This is a genomic window from Acidobacteriota bacterium, assembly GCA_028875725.1.
Taxonomy (GTDB): domain Bacteria; phylum Acidobacteriota; class Thermoanaerobaculia; order Multivoradales; family Multivoraceae; genus Multivorans.
In genome coordinates, this window is sequence record JAPPCR010000023.1 from 266,462 (window position 1) to 285,727 (window position 19,266).

The following is a 19,266-nucleotide window of genomic DNA, read 5'->3' on the forward strand; positions in this document are numbered from 1 at the left end:
CCCAGGTAGCCGGGCTACGTTTCTACGGATTCCGTAGCCCGGCTACCTGTTTCAACTGCTCAGCGTAAGCGGCCAGGACGCCGGCCGCGATGTCGATCTGCTCCTGGGCCTCGTCCCACTCGCGCTGCTCGATCGCCTCCCGCACTCCCGGCAACGTCTTCACGCCGTAGCCGGTGTACATGCCCGGCGCGTAGAGGTGGTGCCGGAACCAGGGCCGACGCGGCAGGCCCTCGCTCCGCGTGAGCCGTCGCTCGCTCTGGGTGACCAGCCGGTCGAGCGCCGCCTGGGTGGCAGCGTCCCCGCTCCGGGCGGCCTCCGCCAGGGCGCGGTCGGCGGCCTTCGCCGCCCGCCCGAGACGATCGTGCGCGTTCCTTAACGGCGCGAAGTTCAGGTGCGGCGCCGGCGGATCAGCCTCCGGCTCGACGAACGGTTTCGTCGGATCGGCCGCCAGGCGCAGGGCGCCGCTGCCCTGAAGCTCGTTCTCGCGCTCGATCTTCCGGCGCTCCTCGTCGGCCAGGTCCGCCACCTCGTTGATGTAGCGGCCGGCGGTGGCGGCCGTCGTGCCGAACTCGAACGGGAGCACGTCGGCGTTGGCGAGCCGCAGCGTCAGACGCAGCCCGGTGCGGGCAAGCACGGCGCCGTAGACCGCACCGGGATCGACGAACCGACGGAAGAAGTCGAACGTGTCGAAAGCGGTGTGGTACTCGCCGCCTGAACCTTCGCCGCCGTAGCCGACATTTAGCGACGACACGCCGAGGTGCTGCAGGAACGGAGAGTAGTCCGAGCCCGATCCCAGGGCCGCGATCCGCAGTCGTCCCGAGGACTGGAGCCGCTCGTACTCCGTGCGGTTGCCGTTGACCCGCCGGAACGCGAGCAGACGTTCGCCCACGCTGACACCCGTCTGCGGATCCTCGACTTCGCCGGCGACCTGATTGACCAGGGTCTCGAGGGCGTGCGAGCCGCCCGCGCGCAGGAAACCGCGGCTGTTCGAGTCCGAGTTGATGTAGACGGCCGCGTGCTCGCGCAGGGCCTCGGCGTGGTGCTCGGCCCACTCGGTCGAACCGAGCAGGCCCGGTTCCTCGGCATCCCAGGCGGCGTAGACGACCGTGCGCCGCGGCGGGAGGCCTTCCCGGGCCAGCCGTCCGAGCGCCTTCGCCTCGGCCATCAGGCCAGTCAGACCGCTGATCGGATCCCGGGCGCCGATCACCCAGGCGTCGTGGTGGTTGCCCCGCAGGATCCACTGGTCCGGCCTCTCCGTGCCCGGCATGCGGGCGATCACGTTGTGCGCCGGCGCCAGACTCCAGTCGAACTCGAGCTGGAGCCGCACCCGGGCGGGACCCGGACCGATCCGGTAGGTGATCGGCAGACCGCCCCGCCACGCGCCCGGCGCGGTTTCGCCCCCCAGTGCCTCTAGCAGCGGCTGAGCGTCCCGCCAGGCGATCGGCAGGACCGGGATCCGCATCAACGTGTCCGCGTCCTCCCGCGTGAGCCGCGGCTCGCCTTCGACGGCGCCCCGCATCGGCGTCAGCGGATCGCCCGGACGGAGCGGAAGGTCGAGCACCGAACCCCGCTGCACGGCGGTCGAGTGCTTGAACGAGCCGTCCGGATACCCGGCGCCCTGGCTGTAGCCGTCGTCGCCCGGGTCGTTGAAGATGAGGCATCCGATCGCACCGCGCTCGTAGGCGACCTTCGGCTTGATCCCGCGCCAGGAGCCTCCGTAGCGGACGATCACGATCTTCCCGCGGACGTCGATGCCGAGCCGTTCGAGCACCTCGTAGTCCTCGGGCACGCCCCGGTTCACGTAGACCAGCTCCCCCGTGACGTCGCCGTCGGCCGAGAAGGCGTTGAAGGGCGGCAACCCTTCGGCCACCGCGACCGCCGCGGTGCCGTCGCCCGCCGCCGGCTCCTCGACGAGCGAGGCGTCGAACTGTGTCGGCTCCAGCAGGGTCAGCGACCGCAGCCGCGGGGTCGGGAAGAGAACGTCGAAGGTCTCGATCTCCGCTTCGAAGCCCCACTCCCTGAACCGCTCGACCATCCAGCGCGCGTTCGCTTCCGTCTGCGGCGCCCCGGCATGATGCGGCCGCGGGGTCATCAGCCGGTTCCACTCGAGCAGCTCGTCCGCGACGATCCAATCGTCGGCCCGCTGCTCCATCTCGCGCTGCGCCTCGACGCGGTCGGGATGGAATCCGATCAGCTCCTGGGCGCCGGCCGGAGCCGCGACAAGGATGAAGGCCAGCAGCAACTGTCTCACTTCACGCCCCCCGATCCGACGCCGCCAGCACCGTGTTTCGCAGCAGCATCGCCACCGTCGTCGGACCGACTCCGCCGAGCCGCGGAGTGATCCAGCTCGCCACCTCGCCAACGGACTCGTCCACGTCGGGCAGGAGCTTCCTGCCCTCCCAACTGATGCCGCCGCTGACGACGACGGCGCCCGGCTTGATCATCTCCGGCTTCACGAAGCGCGGCACGCCGAGCGCCGCTACCACGATGTCGGCGCGGCGCGTGAACGGGGTCACGTCCCTGGCGCCGGTGTGCACGACCGTGATCACGGCGTTCGCGCCCGGCTGCTTGAGGGTGAGCAGCAGCGCGAGCGGCCGACCCAGAGTGGGCCCCCGGCCCAGGACGACCACCTCACGGCCGCCGATGTCGATCCCGTAGTGCATCAGCATCGCCTGAATGCCGGCCGGTGTGCACGGCACCGGGCCCTTCTCCTGTAGCACCAGCTTGCCGAGGTTCACCGGATGCAGACCATCCGCGTCCTTCTTCGGGTCCATGCGGGCGAGAGCTTCGTTGAAGTCGAAGCCGGAAGGCACCGGGTGCTGAATGATGTAGGCGTCGACCTCCGGGTCCGCGTTGAACCGGTCAACCGCGGCAAGGAGTTCCCGCTGGCCCGCGTCCGCCGGCACCTGTTCGTGGAGTGAAGCGACGCCGACCTCTTCGCAGGTTTCGTGCTTCTTGCGCACGTAGCCCGCCGAGGCCGCGTCGTCGCCAACGAGAATCGTGCCCAGGCCCGGCTTGATGCCCGCGGAAGCGAGTTCCTCGACCCGTTCCGCGACTTCCGCCAGCACGGCCTCGGCCACCGGTTGGCCTGCGAGAAGTTGAGCCGTCATTCGTCGTTCTCCATCGAGTGTTCGTGGTGATGGTCGCGGTCGTGGCGGTGATCGTGGCCGTGCGGCCGGGCCGCGAACTGTCCGGTCAGGCGGTCGATCTCCGGCGCCGCGACAAGTCCCGCCGCTTCGAGCGAGTCCTCGAGAGCCTCCTGCCAGCGCTGCCAGTAGCTCCACTCTTCGTCGCGACCGGTTGCTTCCCAGGCAGCGATGGCGCCGATCAGGCGGCCGCGGAACGCTTCCCAGTCGAGGCGGCCGGCCTCCACCAGGGCCATCGTCAGCCCGAACAGGCGGCTCTCCCAGGGCGCGCTGAACGCCAGTTCCCCGTTTTCGCGCGGTGGCGCGGCGGCACCGTCTTCGTCGAGGCGGACAGGCAGGTTCATCCCGTCCGCTGGAGTCGCTCGACGCCGATCATCGAGTCGCGGGTGACGAGGTCGGTCAGCTCCTCCGCGCCCAGGCCGTCCGTGCCCTCCGGCCGCTGCGGCAGGACCATGTAGCGGACCTCGGCGCTGGAATCCCAGACCCGCACTTCGACGTCCGGGGAAAGGTCGAGCCCCAACTCCGCGAGAAGCCGACGCGGTTCCCGCACCGCGCGCGACCGGTAGGCGGGCGACTTGTACCAGGCCGGCGGCAGTCCGAGCACCGCCCACGGGTAGCACGAACAGAGCGTGCAGACGATCAGGTTGTGGACGGACTCCGTGTTCTCCTTGACCACCAGACGGGCGACGTGGGCGTCCGTGTTGTCGCCGAAGCCCAGTTCCCTGATGGCGGGCATCCCGTCCTCAAGCAGCCGCGCCCTGAACGCCGGATCGGTCCAGGCCTCAGCCACCACCCGCGCGCCGCGCAGCGGCCCGATGTCCTGCTCGTAGCGTTCGACCAAGGCGTCGACGGCCGCGGACTTGACCAGCCCCTTCTCCACCAGCAGCGCCTCGATCGCCTCGGTGCGTAGTGCCATCGTCATTCGAGAACCTCCAGGTACGGCTCGAACAGATCGATGTAGACGGTGGCGCCGGCTTCCGCCTCCTCGCCCCAGAGCTCCCGGCTGTCGAAGGCGACGGTGTAGAGGTACTCCGGCGACTCGCCCCGGCCGTCCGCGTTCGTGTCGGGATAGACGCAGGCCGGATGGACCTCGGCGATCAGTCCCCTCCGGTCGCGGGCGTAGCCGGGCAGCCGCGTGTGCCCCTGCGGGTGCCGGTTCCAGGTGCGCACCGCGTCGCCGACCGCGAACCGGGCCTCGCGGTCGACCTCGCGCACAACCGAGCCCACGTGATCGGGCCGCTCGACCGCCGCGTCGCCGCCCAGCCGCTCGACCGCCAGCGTCTCGAGCGCGTAGAGCCAGCGGCCGTAGTAGCCGTCCGCAAGGTAGCGGTCCGCCGGCATCCGCTCGACCGCATGACGGAAGGCGTCGAGGTTCGCCAGGCCGGCCCCGATGGCGTAGCCCGCCAAGGCGCAGACCCGGCCCTGCCAGGCCTCCGGGAACAAGGCCTCGTCCGGACGCCGGTCCACGGCGCCGAAGCCGTGCATGCCGCCCATGTCGTGGATTCCGTTCATGCTCCGACGGCCGCCGCGCCGCGCGCGCCAGTCTACAAGCCAGCCAAGGGGCTATTCTCAAGCCATGGACACCGCCGACTCCCGATCGACCGCGCGCACGGGCCTGGCGCACGCCAACGACTACCCGTTCCTCGGTCAGGGCAGAGCACCCCTTGAGGTGGCGGCCGCCGAGGGCTGCTACATGATCACGCCGACCGGCCGGCGGATCCTCGACGCCGCAGGAGGCGCGATCGTCTCGAACATCGGGCACGGGCGGCGGGAGGTGGGGGAGGCCTACGCGCAGGCCGCGGCGCAGACCGACTACATCGTGCCTCCCTTCGCGACCCCTGCGCGAGCGGAGCTGGTCCACCGCATGCGGACCCGCTGGCTGCCCGGCGACATCAACCGCGTCCTGTTCGCGAGCGGCGGTTCCGAGGCAATGGATCTGGCGATCCGATTCGCCCGCCAGCACCACCTGTCGGCCGGGCGTCCCGAGCGCTGGCGGGTGTTCGGGCGTGAGCTCTCCTACCACGGCGCCACGATGGCGACGCTGGCGGTGGGCGGACACCAGGGACGCCGGGCCGGCTTCGAGCCCTGGCTGGTCGACGAGCAGACCGACCAGCCGCGCCCGCCCGCCCACTACTGCATGCGGTGCCCGCTGGGGAAGACGTTTCCCAGTTGCGACATCGCCTGCGCCGACGAGGTGGAGCGGGTGTTCGAGGAGATCGGCCCGGAAGAGATCGCGGCCTTCGTCGTCGAGCCGATCGTCGGCTCGAATGCCGGCGCGCTCGTGCCTCCCGGCGACTACCTGGAGCGGGTCGCCCGGATCTGCAGGCGGCACGGCATCCTGCTGATCGCCGACGAGGTGATGACCGGCTACGGCCGGACCGGGCGCAAGTTCGGCGTCGACCACTGGGACGTGGTGCCCGACATCCTGGTCGGCGGCAAGGGGTTGACCGGCGGCTACGCGCCCCTGGTCGCGATCTGCGCCCGCGAGGAGGTCACGGCGCCCATCGCCGAGGCGGGAGACTCCGTGATGTTCTTCACCTACGGCGCTCACTCGCCCGCCTGCGCGGCCGCCACCGAGGTGCTGCGCATTCTCGAGGACGAGGAACTCGTCGAACGCGCCGCCACCGTCGGCGCAGTGCTCGGCGAGCGCCTGCGGGAGACCTTCGCCGACCATCCCCACATCGCCGAGGTCCGCGGCCGCGGCCTGCTCTACGGCATCGAGATCGTCCAGGACCGCGAGACGCTCGAGCCGTTCCCGGCCGAACTCTCGCTGGTCAACGCCGTCGTGGCGGCCGGGCTGTCGATGGACGTCTTCTTCTACCCCGGCGGCAACGACCCGGCCCGCGACGTGGTCTGCCTCGGTCCGCCCTTCATCCTCGGCGAGGAGGAGATCGAGAAGATCGTCACCGTGCTACCCAAGGCGATCGACAGCGCCATCGCCCGCAAGGCGCCGGCGCCCTCGCTGCTGGGACCGCCGGTGTGCTGCGACTAGCCAGCCGCAGGCCCCTCAAGCGCCTGGGGTGATGGGATTCCAACGGAAAATCAAATCAAAAATACGCAACTCTTGAGGTGATTTGCGAGTAGAATCGCCTCAAATGTGGATCTGGCAACACCCCGATTGGCCGAACTTCGTCTTCGACCCGGCCGCGTTCCCGGAACGCGTCGAAGCGTTTCATCGTGCGGCCGAACGCCTTTCCGGGCGCGTCGAAGCGCTGTCGAACGCCTACCAGACCGACGCGCACATCGCACTGATGCTCTCCGAAGTAATCGCCACGAGCGCGATCGAGGGCGAACGCCTCGACCGCGACTCGGTGCGTTCGTCCTTGCTCAGGCATTTCGGCGAGATCGTCGGCGCCCAGCACGAGGATGACCGGGCAGCCGGCGCCACCGAACTGATCCTCGATGTTCGCCGGAACTGGCATCGCCCGCTGTCGCACGACACGCTGGGCCGTTGGCAGTCGCTGATCGTCGTCGACCGATTGACGAGCACCATCATGCGCGGGGCCTACCGCAACAACCCCGATCCGATGCAGATCGTCAGCGGTCGACATGTGGGCCGACCGCGTACCGTTCACTACGAAGCGCCGCCTGCCGTTCAGGTGCCCGCCGAGATGGAGCGTTTCCTGGACTGGTACAACGGCGACAGTGGAGAGCTCGCCGGACCGGTCCGCGCCGCCGTTGCGCACGTCTGGTTCGAGAAGATCCATCCGTTCGACGACGGCAACGGGCGGGTGGGCCGCGCGATCTCGGATCACGCGCTTTCACAGTCCCTTGGCCGACCTACGCTCGCGTGTCTGGCGACCGCCATTGGTGCAAGCCGGGACGGCTACTACGATGCGCTCGAAGCGGTCGGCCGGGGCAACCTCGACCTCGGCAGCTTCCTTGACTACTTCACTGCCGCCATCGTCCACGCACAGGAGATCGCCCTGGCCGAAGTGGCGTTCGTTCTGGACAAGACCCGGTTCCACGACCGCTACGGCGACCGGTTGAATGAGCGTCAGCGCAAGGTCATCGCCAGGGTCTTCGCCCAGGGGCGGACCGGATTCGCGGGCGGGCTGTCCGCCAGGAACTACGTATCGATAGCCAAGTGCTCGCCGGCGACCGCCACCCGTGATCTGGCCGCCCTACGCGACATGGGCGCGGTCGCTTCTTCCGGCCGGGGACGCGCACTTCGTTACGAGATCTCGTGCCCTGGACCGACTTCCGGCTGGTCTGAGTCGGCCACGAACTGGACGGCTGGCGCGCAGGGTTCCGGTTGACGGTGCACTAGCCGATCGCGTCCACAACGGAGCGGGCGCGGGTCCGCCAGGGGCTATTCTCAAGCCATGGAACCTGCCGCGCAGGCTCTCCTCGTCGGTCCGACCGGGAAGCTGATGGCCGAGATCGTCGAACCCCAGTTGGGGCGGCAGGCGGTGGGGGCCGATCCGAGAGTGGTCGCCCTGCTCAGGATGACGATTGACGACGTGGCCAAGGAAGTCGGCCTGACCCACCTGCTCAAGGGCAACGTGATCGTCATCGTGACGACGGGGACCGTGGACGCTCAAGCGCGTCGCTACGCCAACAGGGTCATGGCCGACTCCAACCTGGCGATCGTCCTGATCGACGGACGGGACCTGAAGACCATCGCCAGCAGACCGACCCGCATCGTCGACATCTTCGAGCGAGATCGCGAAACTGGGGCTCAGACACTCGTCGATCAGGAACTTCAACGCGAAGCGGACAGATCGTCCATGGCGGCCTCTCCCGTCATGGTCGGCTCGCGGGCGCGCCAGACAGGCGCCCGGCGGGGTCGTCCGCGCCGGGGATAGGCCCGCGCATAGATGGCCGCTAGCTCGATCTTCCTCTTCGTGAGCCGCGGAAACTCTTCGTGAATGGCTCGGGCACTGTCGCCGTTGGCCAGCATGTCGGCGATGTCGTGAACCGGAATGCGGGTCCCCTTGAAACAAGGTGCCCCTGACAACACGGCCTCATCGCACTCGACCGCATCGCGAGCGCTCGAAAGCACGGAGAGGCCTCTGCGCACCTCGCTCTTCATCGCGGCTCCTCCCGTTATCTTCCCCAGCACCGCAAAGAAGATCAATAGCTGGAGATGCCGATCTCCTTCTCGGTGATGAACTCGAGCAGCGCCGGCGTCCCGGACTCGGTCGCCGCGATGCCGCGGCGGATCGCGGGCACGATCTCCGCCGCGTCGGTGACCCGTTCGCCGTAGCCGCCGAAGGCCTTCGCCATGTCGGCGTAGTGGCCGGAGATGTCCGTGCTGCGGTACTTCTCGGTTGCCACCTGCATGATCGGCAGTTCGATCGCCATCGAGAAGTTGTTGAACAGGATCGAGAGGATCGGCAGGCGTTCGCGCACCGCGGTCTCGAAGTCCATGCCGGTGAAGCCGATCGCGGCGTCGCCCCAGACGTTGATGCAGAGCTTGTCGGGCTGGGCCAGCTTGGCGCCCATCGCCAGGCCGAGGCCGTAGCCGAGCTGGGTCGTCTTTCCCCAGCCGATGTAGGAGAGCGGCGTCGTGCTGCGCCAGAACGGTGAGATCTGGTCCCGCGGCGAGCCGGCGTCGTGGGTGATGATCACGTTGTCGCGGTCGACCGTGTGCATCAGGTCCCAGAGCACCCGGTAGGGCGACAACGGCGCCGAGTCGGAAGTCAGCTTCGGCATCCACTCGTCGAGCCAGCCGGAGCGGATCCGCTCGATCTCGGCCGGCACGGAGTCGGCCCGCGAGGCCGCGTGCGGCAGCGAGCGGCCCTCCAGCTCGGCGATCAGGGCCGCCAGCGTCAGCTTCGCGTCGCCCGCCACCACGCAGTCCGAGGCGACGTTCTTGTTCAGGTCGACCGGATCGAGCGTGGCGTGGACGTACTTCGCCTGCGGGTACTTGCCGAAGTAGAGGCCGAACGCGGTGGTCGTGAAGCTGCAGCCGATGCCGAAGATCACGTCGGCCGCGCCCAGGAATTCGTGGACCGTCTTGGGCACCGCGCGGCCGCCCGAGCCGAGCGCAAGCGGATGGTCCTCGTTGAAGGCGCTCTTGCCGCCGAGGCTGGTCGTCACCGGCGCGTTCAGGAGTTCGGCCAGGCGCTGCAGCTCGTACCAGGCCTCGGCGTAGTGGACGCCCTGTCCCGCGTAGATCACCGGCCGCTCCGCCGCCGCCAGCATTTCCGCCGCGCGGCTCACCAGGTCCGGATCGGGACCCACGCGCACGGTGCCGCTCGGCCGGGGACCGAGGTCGTCCGGCACGTCCTCGCCGAACACGTCCGCCGGCACCTCGACCATCACCGGTCCCGGTCGGCCCGAGCGGAGCTGGGTGAAGGCGCGGCGCATCACTTCGGGCAGCGCCCTGCCCATGCTGAGCGGCTCGCACCACTTCGTCACGTGCTGGAAGTTGGCCACCGCGTTGAAGTTCGGCGCCACGTGCATCGCCCGGCGGCTGTAACCCATCGGCATGACGAGGATGGGCGCCGACTCGCCGTAGGCCTGGGCCACGCCGCCGAAGGCGTTCTCGGTGCCCGGCCCGCTCTGCATCGTGAAGACGCCGAGCTGCCGGCCGGAGCTCAGCCGGCTGACGGCGTCGGCCATGTGCAGGCCGATCCGCTCCTGGCGGACGATCACGGTGCGGATGTCGGCCACCGCCGCGGCCTCGATAATCGGGTTGACCGGGTAGGCGAGGATGAACTCCACGCCCTCCCGCTTGAGGTACTCGGCGACGCCCTGGGCTACCTTCACGCTGGAACTCCTGTTGTCAACGGGCGGCTACGATACCCGGAACCAGGAACGTTCCAGAAGCTGGAGGACACAAGAGATGGAAGACACCGCGAAGAGGATCAGCCAGATGACGATTGCAGCGGTCCTGCTGGCGCTCGGCGCGGCCTTCGCCGTCACCCCGAACGCGCCAACCCTTTCCGGGCCCATCGCGGGCGGGGAACGCGGCACGCCGTTCGCCGCCGTGAACGTGGCGGATCGCGGCTATCTGACCGAGGAGTACTTCCTCGAGGGCGAGGCGACCGCGTACGAGCTCGCCTCTGGCGCTCAGGGAGCGGACGGCCAGTGGAGGACCCGGGCGTCCACCGACAAGGCCGATTTCAAGACACGCCTGCTGGTGGTCCGGCCGCAAGACGCGTCGGCATTCAACGGCACGGTCATCGTCTTCTGGCTGAACGTCACCGCCGGCTTCGAACTGGGTTCCGCCAGTGACGAGGCCCTGCGCGGCTATGCCTGGGTGGGCGTATCCGCGCAAAAGGTCGGTGTCCACGGCTTCCCCCAGAATCCCGGCGGACTCAAGGCGTGGGACCCGAAACGCTACGGCTCGCTCGAGCATCCCGGGGACGCCTACTCCTACGACATCTTCACCCAGGTCGCGAGAGCCATCGGTCCGGAGCGCGACCGGCAAGGCCTGGACCCGATGGGCGGCCTCGAGGTCGAGCGCCTGATCGCCGCCGGCGCTTCCCAGTCGGCCGCGCGGTTGCGCACGTACATCAACGGCGTCCACCCGCTGACCGAGATGTTCGATGGCTACCTGCCGTTCATCGACTTCGGCGGCGTGGTGCCGTTCGCGTCCGAGCGTGGCGGCGGACGGCGGGGACGCAGTCTCGCGTCGATCCGATCCGACCTGGACGTCCCGGTGATCGTCGTGAACTCGGAAACCGAGTTGACCAGCTACCACCCCATCCGCGAGGCGGACTCGGCCCGCTTCCGTCTCTGGGAGGTGCCGGGGACGTCGCACGTATCCGCGGCGCGACCGAAGGAACGCACGGTCGAAGGCTCCAACTGGCTGTCCTACACGCCGGTGTACCAGGCCGCGATCAGGCATCTGCACCGCTGGATCAGGGACGGTGTCGAACCACCGACCATGCCGCGCGTGGAGATGAAGGCCGGCGATCCGAATCCCGAGGTCGTCCGGGACGAACACGGCAACGGCAAGGGCGGCATTCGGCTGCCGGAGCTCGAGGCGCCGACCGCCTCGCACAGCGGATTCGGCACGCAGAGGGAGGGGACGCGGTTCGGCTTCCTGTACGGCACGGCGACCGATTTCGACAGCGAACAGCTAGCGGCCCTGTACCCGGACAGCAAGCACTATCTCGATGCCTGGAACGCGGCACTGGACCGTTCGATCGAGCAGGGCATGATCCTGCCCGAGGACGCGCCAGCGATGCGGCAGCGGACCGCGGCCTGGGCGGCGCGGCTGGATCAGAGGCCGTAGTAGCCGCGGTACCAATCGACGAAACGGGGGATGCCGACGGCGATCGCGGTCGTCGGCTCGTAGCCGAGGTACTCCCTGGCGCGCGTCAGGTCGGCTGACGTCCGCACGACGTCGCCCGGCTGCATCGGCAGGAACTCCTTGTCGGCCTCGCGACCGCAACTGCGTTCGATCTGCCGGATGAACTCCATCAGTTCCTCGGTGCGGCCGGCGGCGAGGTTGCAGACGAGGTCCTCGTGGTTGCGGTCGATCGCCGAGACGACGCCGGCGACGATGTCGTCGATGTAGGTGAAGTCCCGGTGCATCCGGCCGTGCCCGAAGACGTTGATCGGCTCCCCGCGGAGCAGGGCGCCGGTGAAGAGAAACAGGGCCATGTCGGGCCGGCCCCAGGGGCCGTAAACGGTGAAGAAGCGCAGACCGGTCACGCGCACGCCGTAGAGGTGGTGGTACACGGACGCCATCAGCTCGTTCATCTTCTTCGTCGCGCCGTAGAGCGAGCGCTGGGAAGACGTGCTGTCCGTTTCACTCAGCCGATCGCGCGTGCTGTCGCCGTAGACCGAGCTGCTCGAGGCGTAGATCAGGCCGCCGACCTCGTGGTCGCGGCACAGTTCGAGGACGTACGTGAAGGCCTGCACGTTGTCGCGCACGAACTGGTTCGGATGGTCGATCGAGTGCCGCACACCGGCCTGGGCCGCGAGGTGGCAGACCCTGGTCTCCGTGCCGGAGACGCCGCGGACGAGGTCGTCGAAGGCGTCCTGCAGGGCCTCCCGGTCGCCGACGTCGGCACGCACCAGGCGGAAGTTGGGTTGCTCCTCGAGGATCGCGTTGCGCCGCTCCTTGAGCTGGGGGTCGTAGTACGGATTGAAGTTGTCGTAGCCGATCACCTCGTCGCCACGCTCAAGCAGGGCCCTGGCCACGTTGAAGCCGATGAATCCGGCGCTGCCGGTCAGCAGGACCTTCACGAGACGCCTCCGGTCGGGGCACTCCGCCAGCGCTCAGCGAGCTGGGCCACGGGGTCGATCAACAGGTCCTCGACGGGGAGTTCGGCGAGCAGCCGGTCGTCGAAGTCGGGCGCTTTCCTGAGCACGTGGTCCCGGAGACCGTCGTATCGCTCGCGGTAGTCCGACAGCAGGCGCCGCATCGCGGGAGCTTCCGCCCGTTCCCGGAAGCGCACGTGGATCAGGACGAGGGCCGAGACTCCGCCGTCCGTGAACTCCGGCACGACGATGAAGACCCGTCCGTCGGTCCGCCCTCGGGCCGCCATCAGCCGGCCTTCGACCGCCACCGCGTACTTGGTGCCCTGGAGCAGCGGTTGCCGGACCGTCCGCGACTGGAGGTCGCGGCAGAGGCCGCCGGCGCGCAGGACCCGAATCGTGGCGTCGTCGCCAGGCGGCGGGCCGTCGCCGCCCGCCCGGAGCCGGTAGCGGACGTAGCCGAGAACCTGGTCGACGAAGGGGTCGAGCGCGTTCATCGTCCGCCGATCCTCGACCGAGATCGACTCCTCCGGTGAACCGGCCTGGTGGGTCGCCGCCGCCAGGGACATCCGGCCGAGAGTCTGGTCGTGCCGCGAGATGCCCACGGTGACCGTCTTCGCCTGGTGCTTGATCGTGTCGATGTGCCGGGTGAGGTCGTCGATCGCCGGAGTGAGAGCACCTCGCAACGCCCCCAGTGCGTTCTCTTCGCCGCCGTCGGCAGCGCCACGCAGCCCGTCGAGGGCCACCGCCAGCCGCACCGCCCTGCCGACGTGCAGGTTGCCGTCGTACCGGTCGCCGGCCAGGCCTTCGCCGACGGCGTCGATGTCGGCGCCGGCGACCTCGCGCAGTCGAGCCACCGGCCGCGCCTTGCCCCCGGCGACCACGTCGTCCACCGCCGTGCGAATCGCCCGCAGCGGCCTGGCGAGGTCGTCGATGGCGAGGGCCGCGTAGTAGCCGAACAGGTGACCGACGACTGTCGCCAGCACGAAGGACAGCTCGGGCGGCACCTCGGGCACTTCGATCGCCGCAGCCGCGGACGGGAACGCCGCGCCCTCGGAGGCGATGACGATCGGCGTCGCCCGGTGCGCGCGGTAGACGTCGATCTCCTTGCGCGTGTCAGCCGCCGTCGAGCCCTGGACTCCGGTCGCGCAGACCAGGATGAGGGGCTCGGACGACAGGTCGATGTGCTTCTTGTCTTCCGTGGCGTCGCAGGCGATCGCCTTGTAGCAGAGCTCGGAGAGCTTGATCCGGATCTCCTCCGCGGCGATCCGGTCAAGGCCGTTACCGACAACCGACCAGTCCCGCAATCGCGGCGCGTACTCCCTGGCGGCAGCGGCGATCGCGGGTCGCAGGGTCAGAGTGCGCTCCATCGCGCCGGGCAGGTTCCGCAGTTCCCGCAGAAGGCGGTCGGCGGCGGGGCGTTCGTCCGGCCCGCCCGCGACCTGGTCGGCGATTGCCACGGCGAGCAGCATCCCCGCTGCGATCTGGGAGTAGAAGGCCTTGGTGGACGCAACACTCATCTCGACGTCCCGCCCGTCCGAGGTGTAGAGCACACCGTCCGCCCGGTCCGCCAGATCCGAGTTGCGGCGGTTCACGATCGCGATCGCGCGGGCGCCCCGCCGCTGCGCCAGGTTGACCGTGCGCAGCGTGTCCGTCGTCGTGCCGGACTGGCTGACCGCGACGACCAGGGTGTCGCGCATGTCAGGCGCCAGGTGGAAGCCCGAGAGCTCGGTGGCCGGCATCGCGTCGACCCGGGGGCGGCTGAGGCCACGCTCGCGCAGACGTCCCTCGATCGCCACGGCGATGCCCTGACCGGCGACGGCCGCTGTGCCCTGACCGGTGACGACGATGCGCGCAACCGCCCCCTCCCGCAGGCCGCGCGCAACCACCTCCGGCAACGTCGGCTCACCGACCGAAACCCGCAGGCGCCCGGTCGCGTCCTCCCGCAGCTTGCCGCGCACCGTGTTGCGCACGGAACGCGGCGCCTCGCTGATCTCCTTGAGCAGGAAGTGAGGGAACTCGCCCCGGTCGATGTCGCGGGTCGTGATTTCGGCATGATCGAGCTCTTCCGGCACCAACGGCAGCGGCGAGCCTCCGGCCGAGTACCGCTCGATGCCCTCGAGTTCGCCGGCGCGATCGGCGTCGAGTACGGCGATCTGGCCCCAACCGGCGCCGGCGCGGTCCGGTTCCGCCTCGCCGTCCAGACGCAGCCAGGTCGAGCTCTCCTCGACCAGGCCGTAGGGTTCGCTGGCGACCACGAAGGCGTGATCGGCCAGCCCGACGTAGAGACCCTGGCCGCTGCCCTGGGTCGCCAGGTAGAGCCGTGACGGATCGTCCCAGGTGAGCGCACCGAGAGCGAGCGAACCCTCGAACGCGGCCACGGTCGCGCGGAAGGCGTCGAAGGCCGTGTCGCCGCCGGCCAGCCGGCGCGACATGAGAACCGGCATCACCTTCGCGTCCGTGGTGATGCGCGAGTCGAACTCCAGGCTCTCGAGCACCGTCAGGTCGGCGTGGTTGTCGATGTCGCCGTTGATCGCCGCGATCACCTGGGGCGGCCGCTCCGCGTCGTTCAGCGGATGCGCGTTCGCCTCGTTGATCCGGCCGACGCTGGCCCAGCGCGTGTGCCCGAGCACGGCCGCCTCGACGTCCGGGCTCCCGACCGCCGCCGCCAGCAACGGATCGGAGGCGACCGCGTCGCGCAGAAAACGGACGTTGTCGCCCAGTTCCCCGATCTCCTCCGCGCACTTGTAGACCAGGCCGATCCGTGCTCCACTCAACAGAACCGCGCGATGACCGAACAACGGATCCCCGGCGCGGCCGTCGAGTTCGGCACGGATCGCCGGATCGTCCGGGTCGACGCCGTGCCCGGAGAGCAGGAGGAACAGCCCGGCCGAGTCCCGGCCGCGGATCTCGAGCCGGTCGAGCGAGGAGAAGGCCTGCTGAACGGCGATCAGAACGTCGAGCCCGGCGTCGCTGACACCGGCCGGCACCAGTGCGTCCACTTCAACCGCGGTCCGTAGCCGGTCGCGGCGAATCGCCCACTCTGCGTCGGCCAACGCCGCCGCGGCCCGATTCACCGCCTCCAGGCCGGCATCGCCGAAGCGCGCAGCACCGGCATCGAGGCTGACTTGCAGCCGGCTCACCGCCGCGGAGCAGGGCGCCAGGGCATCGGCGATCGCGGCCCGCAGCGATTCGTCGCGCACGAGGGACCGAACAGCCGGGCGGGCCCGCAACCGCCGGTCCCAGTCGGCCAGTCCGGATGCCGCGGCCGAAAGGGACGAGGCCAGCTCCTGCGCCTCGGCGCGGCCGCTATCGCGAACCGCGGCCCCGGCGGCTCGGCCGGCGGCCGCGAGGCCCTCCAGCAGCTCGCGCGAGTCGATCGCCGGTCCGGGGTGGGGGCGCATCAGGATGCCGACGATCCCGCACATGGGTTCCCGAAGCTTAGCCCGGATCCCATCCAGCGACGCTAAGCTCGCACCCTCGGGAGATCCGACCGGAATGCAGGACACATCGACATTCCTCGCCGCGGTGGTCCAGATGGGCTCCACCTCGGACGAGCAGGCGAACTGGGAAGCCGCCCGGCACTGGATCGAGACAGCCGCGGACCGCGGAGCCACGTTCGTGTCCACGCCCGAGAACACGAACTACCTCGGGCCGCACAAGGAGAAAGTCGAGCTGGCCGAGCCGACCTCGGGCGCCACCTGCGCCCGCTTCGCCGGCCTGGCCCGGGACCGCGGCATCTACCTCCTGCTCGGCTCCTACAACGAGAAGGCGCCGGACGAGAGCGAGCGCTGCTACAACACGAGCGTCCTGTTCGACCCGCAGGGGGAGATCGTCGCCACCTACCGCAAGATCCACCTCTTCGACGTCGACGTCTCCCCGGAGGTCCGGTTCCTGGAGTCGAAGACGGCCGTACCCGGCGAGGACGTCGTGACGGTCGACACGCCGTTTGCGCGGCTCGGCCTCACGATCTGCTACGACATGCGCTTCCCCGAGCTCTACCTGAAGCTGGCCCGGAACGGCGCCGAGGTCCTGACCGTCCCTTCGGCCTTCACCCTGATGACCGGCAAGGATCACTGGTTCCCGCTGCTGCGGGCCCGGGCGATCGAAACCCAGTGCTACGTGCTGGCTGCGGCGCAGACCGGCCGCCACGACGACCGCGGGCTGCGCCACAGCTACGGCCACTCCGTGATCATCGACCCGTGGGGCCACGTCCTGGCCGATGCCGGCGACGGGCCCGGCATCGCGATCGCGGAGATCGACCGCAGCCGCGTCGCCGAGGTGCGGCGCTCGATGCCGGTCGCCTCGCACCGCAGGCTGCCGATCGGCTGAGCTCCGAGTCGGGCGATGGACATCTGGATCCTCATCGCGATCATCGTCTTCACGTTCCTGGCGTTCAGCTTCGAATGGCTACGGATCGACGCGGTCGCCCTCTCCAGCCTGGGGCTGCTGCTCCTGTTCGGACTGGTGACGCCCCAGGAGGCAATCCGCGGTTTCAGCAACGACGCCGTCATCACGGTGATGATGATGTTCATCCTGAGCTACGGGCTGACCCATACCGGTCTGATCGACCGCTTCGGCCAGAAGCTCGCGCAGATGTCCGGCCACACGCACTGGGCCGCCGCGATCACCCTGATCCTGGTCTGCGGAGTGCTCTCGGCCTTCATCAACAACACCGCCGCGCTGGCGATCCTGATGCCGGTCGCCATACAGATCGGGAAGCACTACGGCGTGTCGCCGTCGCGGATCCTGCTCCCTCTCTCCTACCTCTCGATCCTGGGCGGCACCTGCACCCTGATCGGCACGTCGACGAACCTGCTGGTCGCCTCCATATCGGCGGAGTACGGCTACGGAGCTTTCAGCATGTTCGAGTTCCTGGCGCTCGGACTGATCCTTCTGGTCGGCGGCTTCGCGTACATCGTCTTCGTGCCGATGCGCCGCCTCCCGGACCGCGCCGGCGCCTCCGACCTGACCACCAAGTACCGACTGTCCTCGTTCCTGACCGAGGTCCAGGTGCCGAAGGGGAGCTCGCTCGTCGGCAGCAACGTGGTCGACGCGCACATCAACGAACGTTTCCGCCTCACGGTGCTCGAGATCCTGCGCGGCGAGGAGCGGATCGCCGTCGAGCTCCGCTCCACGCCGATGCAGGGCGGCGACCTCCTGATCGTCGAAGGCCGGATGGACGACATCGTCAGCTTCCGCGACCACTACGGCCTGCGCCTTCGCACGGAGACGAAGATCGGCGACCGCGACCTCTCCGACAAGAACAACATCATGGCGGAGATCCAGCTCTCGCCGGTCTCCCGGGTCACCGGTTCGACCATTCGCGACCTTGACTTCCGCCGCCGCTTCGGCTGCTTCGTGCTGGCGCTCAACCGCACGGGCGACCCGATCCGCGAGAAGCTGGCCCACATCGTCCTCCACAACTGGGACACGCTGCTTGTCTTCGGCCCCCGTTCCCGGATCGAGGCCCTCTACGAGACGGAGGACTTCATCCCGTTGCAGCAGGACGTCAAGCTACGCCTCGTCACCCCGCGGCGCTGGTGGCTCGCCGTGGTGATCGTCCCGATCGTCGTCATCGTCGCGGCCACCGGCGTCACCTCGATCCTGAAGGCCTCGATCCTGGGCGCCGTGGCGCTGATCGCCTTCGGCGGCATCTCGGTGCAGCAGGCATACGAGGCGATCAACTGGACGGTCATCTTCCTGCTCGTCGGCACTCTGCCGCTGGGAATCGCGATGGAGAAGACCGGCCTCGCGGCAATGATCGGAGAGACGATCGCGAACGCCGGCGCCGACTACGGGCCCTGGGTGGTCATCGCGCTCATCTACGTAGCGACGGCCTTGCTCTCGGAGATCATCTCGAACAACTCGACCGCCGTGCTCATGGTGCCCATCGCCGGCACCGCCGCGGCGTCGATGGGACTCGACCCGAAGCCGTTCATGATGACCGTCGCCTTCGCCGCCTCCGCCAGCTTCCTGACCCCGATGGGCTACAAGACCAACGCCATGGTCTTCGGCCCCGGCGGCTACCGCTTCATGGACTACGTGAAGTTTGGTACACCGATCAAGATCCTCTGCTGCGTCCTGTCGGTGTGGCTGATTCCCGTGTTCTGGCCGCTGACCTAGGACCGCCTACCGCTGGCAGCGCGGGCAGTAGTACGTGCTGCGGTTGGAGATCACGATGCGGCGGATGCCCATCCCGCAGCCGGCCGGGCAAGCCTGCCCTTCCCGGTCGTACACGTCGAGCGAGACCTGGAAGTAGCCCGAGTTGCCTTCGCCGTCGGCGAAGTCGTTCAGCGTCGTCCCGCCCTGCTCGATTGCCTCGCCCAGCACCGCCCGCACCGCCGCGGCGAGAACGTCGAACCGTCGCCGGGCGATCCGCGCCACCGAACGGCGAGGATGAATGCGCGCCCGGTACAGCGCCTCGGAGGCGTAGATGTTGCCCACGCCGACGACGACCGAAGCGTCCATCAGGAAGCTCTTGACCGGGGCCGTCCGGCCGCGCGCGAGGCCGGCGATCCGGGCGCCGTCGAACCCGGGCGCCAGAGGTTCGACGCCGAGATGGCGAAAGTGCCGGTCCCGGTCCAGGCCCTCCGTCGAGGCAACGAAGGCGACGCCGAAACGACGCGGGTCACGGAAGCGCAGCCGGCGGCCGGAAGCGAGTTCGAAGCCCAGGTGCTCGTGGTCCGCGAGCGGTTCCATTCGATCGACCAGGGTCAGCCGGCCACTCATCCCGAGATGCACCACCAGGGTCTCGCCGCCGGAGGCGTCGATCCACAGGTACTTCGCGCGCCGGCGCAAACCGACGATCCTGCGGCCTTCCAGCCGGCGCAGCCGCCGTTCGCAGAGCGGCTCGCGCAGGGTCGGGAAGTGGACGCGGACCGCCTCGAAGCGATCGCCGACGAGCGGCTGTTTCAGGCTCCGCCGCAGGACCTCGACTTCGGGCAGCTCGGGCACG

At 69.3% G+C, this 19,266-nt stretch carries 14 protein-coding genes and 1 pseudogene; 6 read left to right on the forward strand and 9 right to left on the reverse strand.

Annotated features, from left to right (window positions below; genetic code table 11):
- Positions 1–22: 22 nt before the first annotated feature.
- Genes OXI49_16760 through OXI49_16780 form a run of 5 tightly spaced genes read right to left on the reverse strand, consistent with a single transcriptional unit; the run spans position 23 to position 4,658 of the window.
- Positions 23–2,251: a M28 family peptidase gene (locus OXI49_16760; protein MDE2692156.1), complete on the reverse strand. Its 2,229-nt coding sequence runs from the start codon at positions 2,249–2,251 to the stop codon at positions 23–25.
- A 1-nt stretch (position 2,252) separates the two neighbouring features.
- Complete coding sequence (locus tag OXI49_16765; GenBank protein ID MDE2692157.1) at positions 2,253–3,110, reverse strand: bifunctional 5,10-methylenetetrahydrofolate dehydrogenase/5,10-methenyltetrahydrofolate cyclohydrolase; 858 nt, start codon at positions 3,108–3,110, stop codon at positions 2,253–2,255.
- Positions 3,107–3,490 carry a nitrile hydratase accessory protein gene (locus OXI49_16770; GenBank protein ID MDE2692158.1) on the reverse strand — a complete coding sequence of 128 codons (384 nt, stop codon included), beginning with the start codon at positions 3,488–3,490 and terminating at the stop codon, positions 3,107–3,109. Before OXI49_16770 ends, OXI49_16765 begins: the two co-directional genes overlap by 4 nt.
- Complete coding sequence (nthA, locus tag OXI49_16775; protein ID MDE2692159.1) at positions 3,487–4,068, reverse strand: nitrile hydratase subunit alpha; 582 nt, start codon at positions 4,066–4,068, stop codon at positions 3,487–3,489. The genes OXI49_16770 and nthA overlap by 4 nt, the downstream gene beginning before the upstream one ends.
- On the reverse strand, positions 4,065–4,658 hold the full coding sequence (locus OXI49_16780; GenBank protein ID MDE2692160.1) for a nitrile hydratase subunit beta: 594 nt from the start codon (positions 4,656–4,658) through the stop codon (positions 4,065–4,067). Before OXI49_16780 ends, nthA begins: the two co-directional genes overlap by 4 nt.
- Positions 4,659–4,722: 64 nt before the next feature.
- Here OXI49_16780 and OXI49_16785 point away from each other — a divergent pair, with 64 nt between their 5' ends.
- The 3 genes from OXI49_16785 (at position 4,723) to OXI49_16795 (ending at position 7,954) form a co-directional block, all read left to right on the forward strand.
- On the forward strand, positions 4,723–6,138 hold the full coding sequence (locus OXI49_16785) for an aminotransferase class III-fold pyridoxal phosphate-dependent enzyme (GenBank protein ID MDE2692161.1): 1,416 nt from the start codon (positions 4,723–4,725) through the stop codon (positions 6,136–6,138).
- A gap of 103 nt (positions 6,139–6,241) precedes the next feature.
- Positions 6,242–7,405: a Fic family protein gene (locus tag OXI49_16790; GenBank protein MDE2692162.1), complete on the forward strand. Its 1,164-nt coding sequence runs from the start codon at positions 6,242–6,244 to the stop codon at positions 7,403–7,405.
- A gap of 66 nt (positions 7,406–7,471) precedes the next feature.
- Positions 7,472–7,954, forward strand: a complete 483-nt coding sequence (locus OXI49_16795) for a hypothetical protein (protein ID MDE2692163.1) — start codon at positions 7,472–7,474, stop codon at positions 7,952–7,954.
- A 268-nt stretch (positions 7,955–8,222) separates the two neighbouring features.
- Here OXI49_16795 and OXI49_16800 read toward each other — a convergent pair.
- A pseudogene (locus OXI49_16800) lies at positions 8,223–9,872 on the reverse strand (thiamine pyrophosphate-requiring protein).
- A 97-nt stretch (positions 9,873–9,969) separates the two neighbouring features.
- Between OXI49_16800 and OXI49_16805 the strand changes: the two are divergent.
- Complete coding sequence (locus OXI49_16805; GenBank protein MDE2692164.1) at positions 9,970–11,337, forward strand: alpha/beta hydrolase domain-containing protein; 1,368 nt, start codon at positions 9,970–9,972, stop codon at positions 11,335–11,337.
- On the opposite strand, the gene OXI49_16810 is transcribed toward OXI49_16805, so the two are convergent.
- Positions 11,325–12,296, reverse strand: coding sequence for an NAD-dependent epimerase/dehydratase family protein (locus OXI49_16810; protein MDE2692165.1), 972 nt, complete (start codon positions 12,294–12,296; stop codon positions 11,325–11,327). The genes OXI49_16805 and OXI49_16810 overlap by 13 nt on opposite strands.
- A complete protein-coding gene (locus tag OXI49_16815) occupies positions 12,293–15,736 on the reverse strand; it encodes an SIS domain-containing protein (protein MDE2692166.1) in 3,444 nt (1,147 codons plus the stop codon). Before OXI49_16815 ends, OXI49_16810 begins: the two co-directional genes overlap by 4 nt.
- A gap of 70 nt (positions 15,737–15,806) precedes the next feature.
- On the opposite strand from OXI49_16815, the gene OXI49_16820 reads away from it, so the two are divergent.
- Together OXI49_16820 and OXI49_16825 are read left to right on the forward strand one after the other, a co-directional pair.
- Complete coding sequence (locus OXI49_16820) at positions 15,807–16,640, forward strand: carbon-nitrogen hydrolase family protein (protein ID MDE2692167.1); 834 nt, start codon at positions 15,807–15,809, stop codon at positions 16,638–16,640.
- A 15-nt stretch (positions 16,641–16,655) separates the two neighbouring features.
- On the forward strand, positions 16,656–18,434 hold the full coding sequence (locus OXI49_16825) for an SLC13 family permease (protein ID MDE2692168.1): 1,779 nt from the start codon (positions 16,656–16,658) through the stop codon (positions 18,432–18,434).
- 6 nt (positions 18,435–18,440) lie between these two features.
- Here OXI49_16825 and mutM read toward each other — a convergent pair whose 3' ends face one another.
- The gene (gene mutM / locus OXI49_16830) at positions 18,441–19,265 is read right to left on the reverse strand and encodes a bifunctional DNA-formamidopyrimidine glycosylase/DNA-(apurinic or apyrimidinic site) lyase (GenBank protein MDE2692169.1); all 825 of its coding nucleotides are present in this window, start codon (positions 19,263–19,265) and stop codon (positions 18,441–18,443) included.
- Position 19,266 lies beyond the last annotated feature (1 nt).

Bases quoted from the DNA above. Each gene is read 5' to 3' on its own strand.
- OXI49_16765 (MDE2692157.1), bottom strand. From the start codon at position 3,110: ATGACGGCTCAACTTCTCGCAGGCCAACCGGTGGCCGAGGCCGTGCTG.
- OXI49_16770 (MDE2692158.1), bottom strand. From the start codon at position 3,490: ATGAACCTGCCTGTCCGCCTCGACGAAGACGGTGCCGCCGCGCCACCG.
- nthA (MDE2692159.1), bottom strand. From the start codon at position 4,068: ATGACGATGGCACTACGCACCGAGGCGATCGAGGCGCTGCTGGTGGAG.
- OXI49_16780 (MDE2692160.1), bottom strand. From the start codon at position 4,658: ATGAACGGAATCCACGACATGGGCGGCATGCACGGCTTCGGCGCCGTG.
- OXI49_16785 (MDE2692161.1), top strand. From the start codon at position 4,723: ATGGACACCGCCGACTCCCGATCGACCGCGCGCACGGGCCTGGCGCAC.
- OXI49_16790 (MDE2692162.1), top strand. From the start codon at position 6,242: ATGTGGATCTGGCAACACCCCGATTGGCCGAACTTCGTCTTCGACCCG.
- OXI49_16795 (MDE2692163.1), top strand. From the start codon at position 7,472: ATGGAACCTGCCGCGCAGGCTCTCCTCGTCGGTCCGACCGGGAAGCTG.
- OXI49_16805 (MDE2692164.1), top strand. From the start codon at position 9,970: ATGACGATTGCAGCGGTCCTGCTGGCGCTCGGCGCGGCCTTCGCCGTC.
- OXI49_16815 (MDE2692166.1), bottom strand. From the start codon at position 15,736: ATGTGCGGGATCGTCGGCATCCTGATGCGCCCCCACCCCGGACCGGCG.
- OXI49_16820 (MDE2692167.1), top strand. From the start codon at position 15,807: ATGCAGGACACATCGACATTCCTCGCCGCGGTGGTCCAGATGGGCTCC.
- OXI49_16825 (MDE2692168.1), top strand. From the start codon at position 16,656: ATGGACATCTGGATCCTCATCGCGATCATCGTCTTCACGTTCCTGGCG.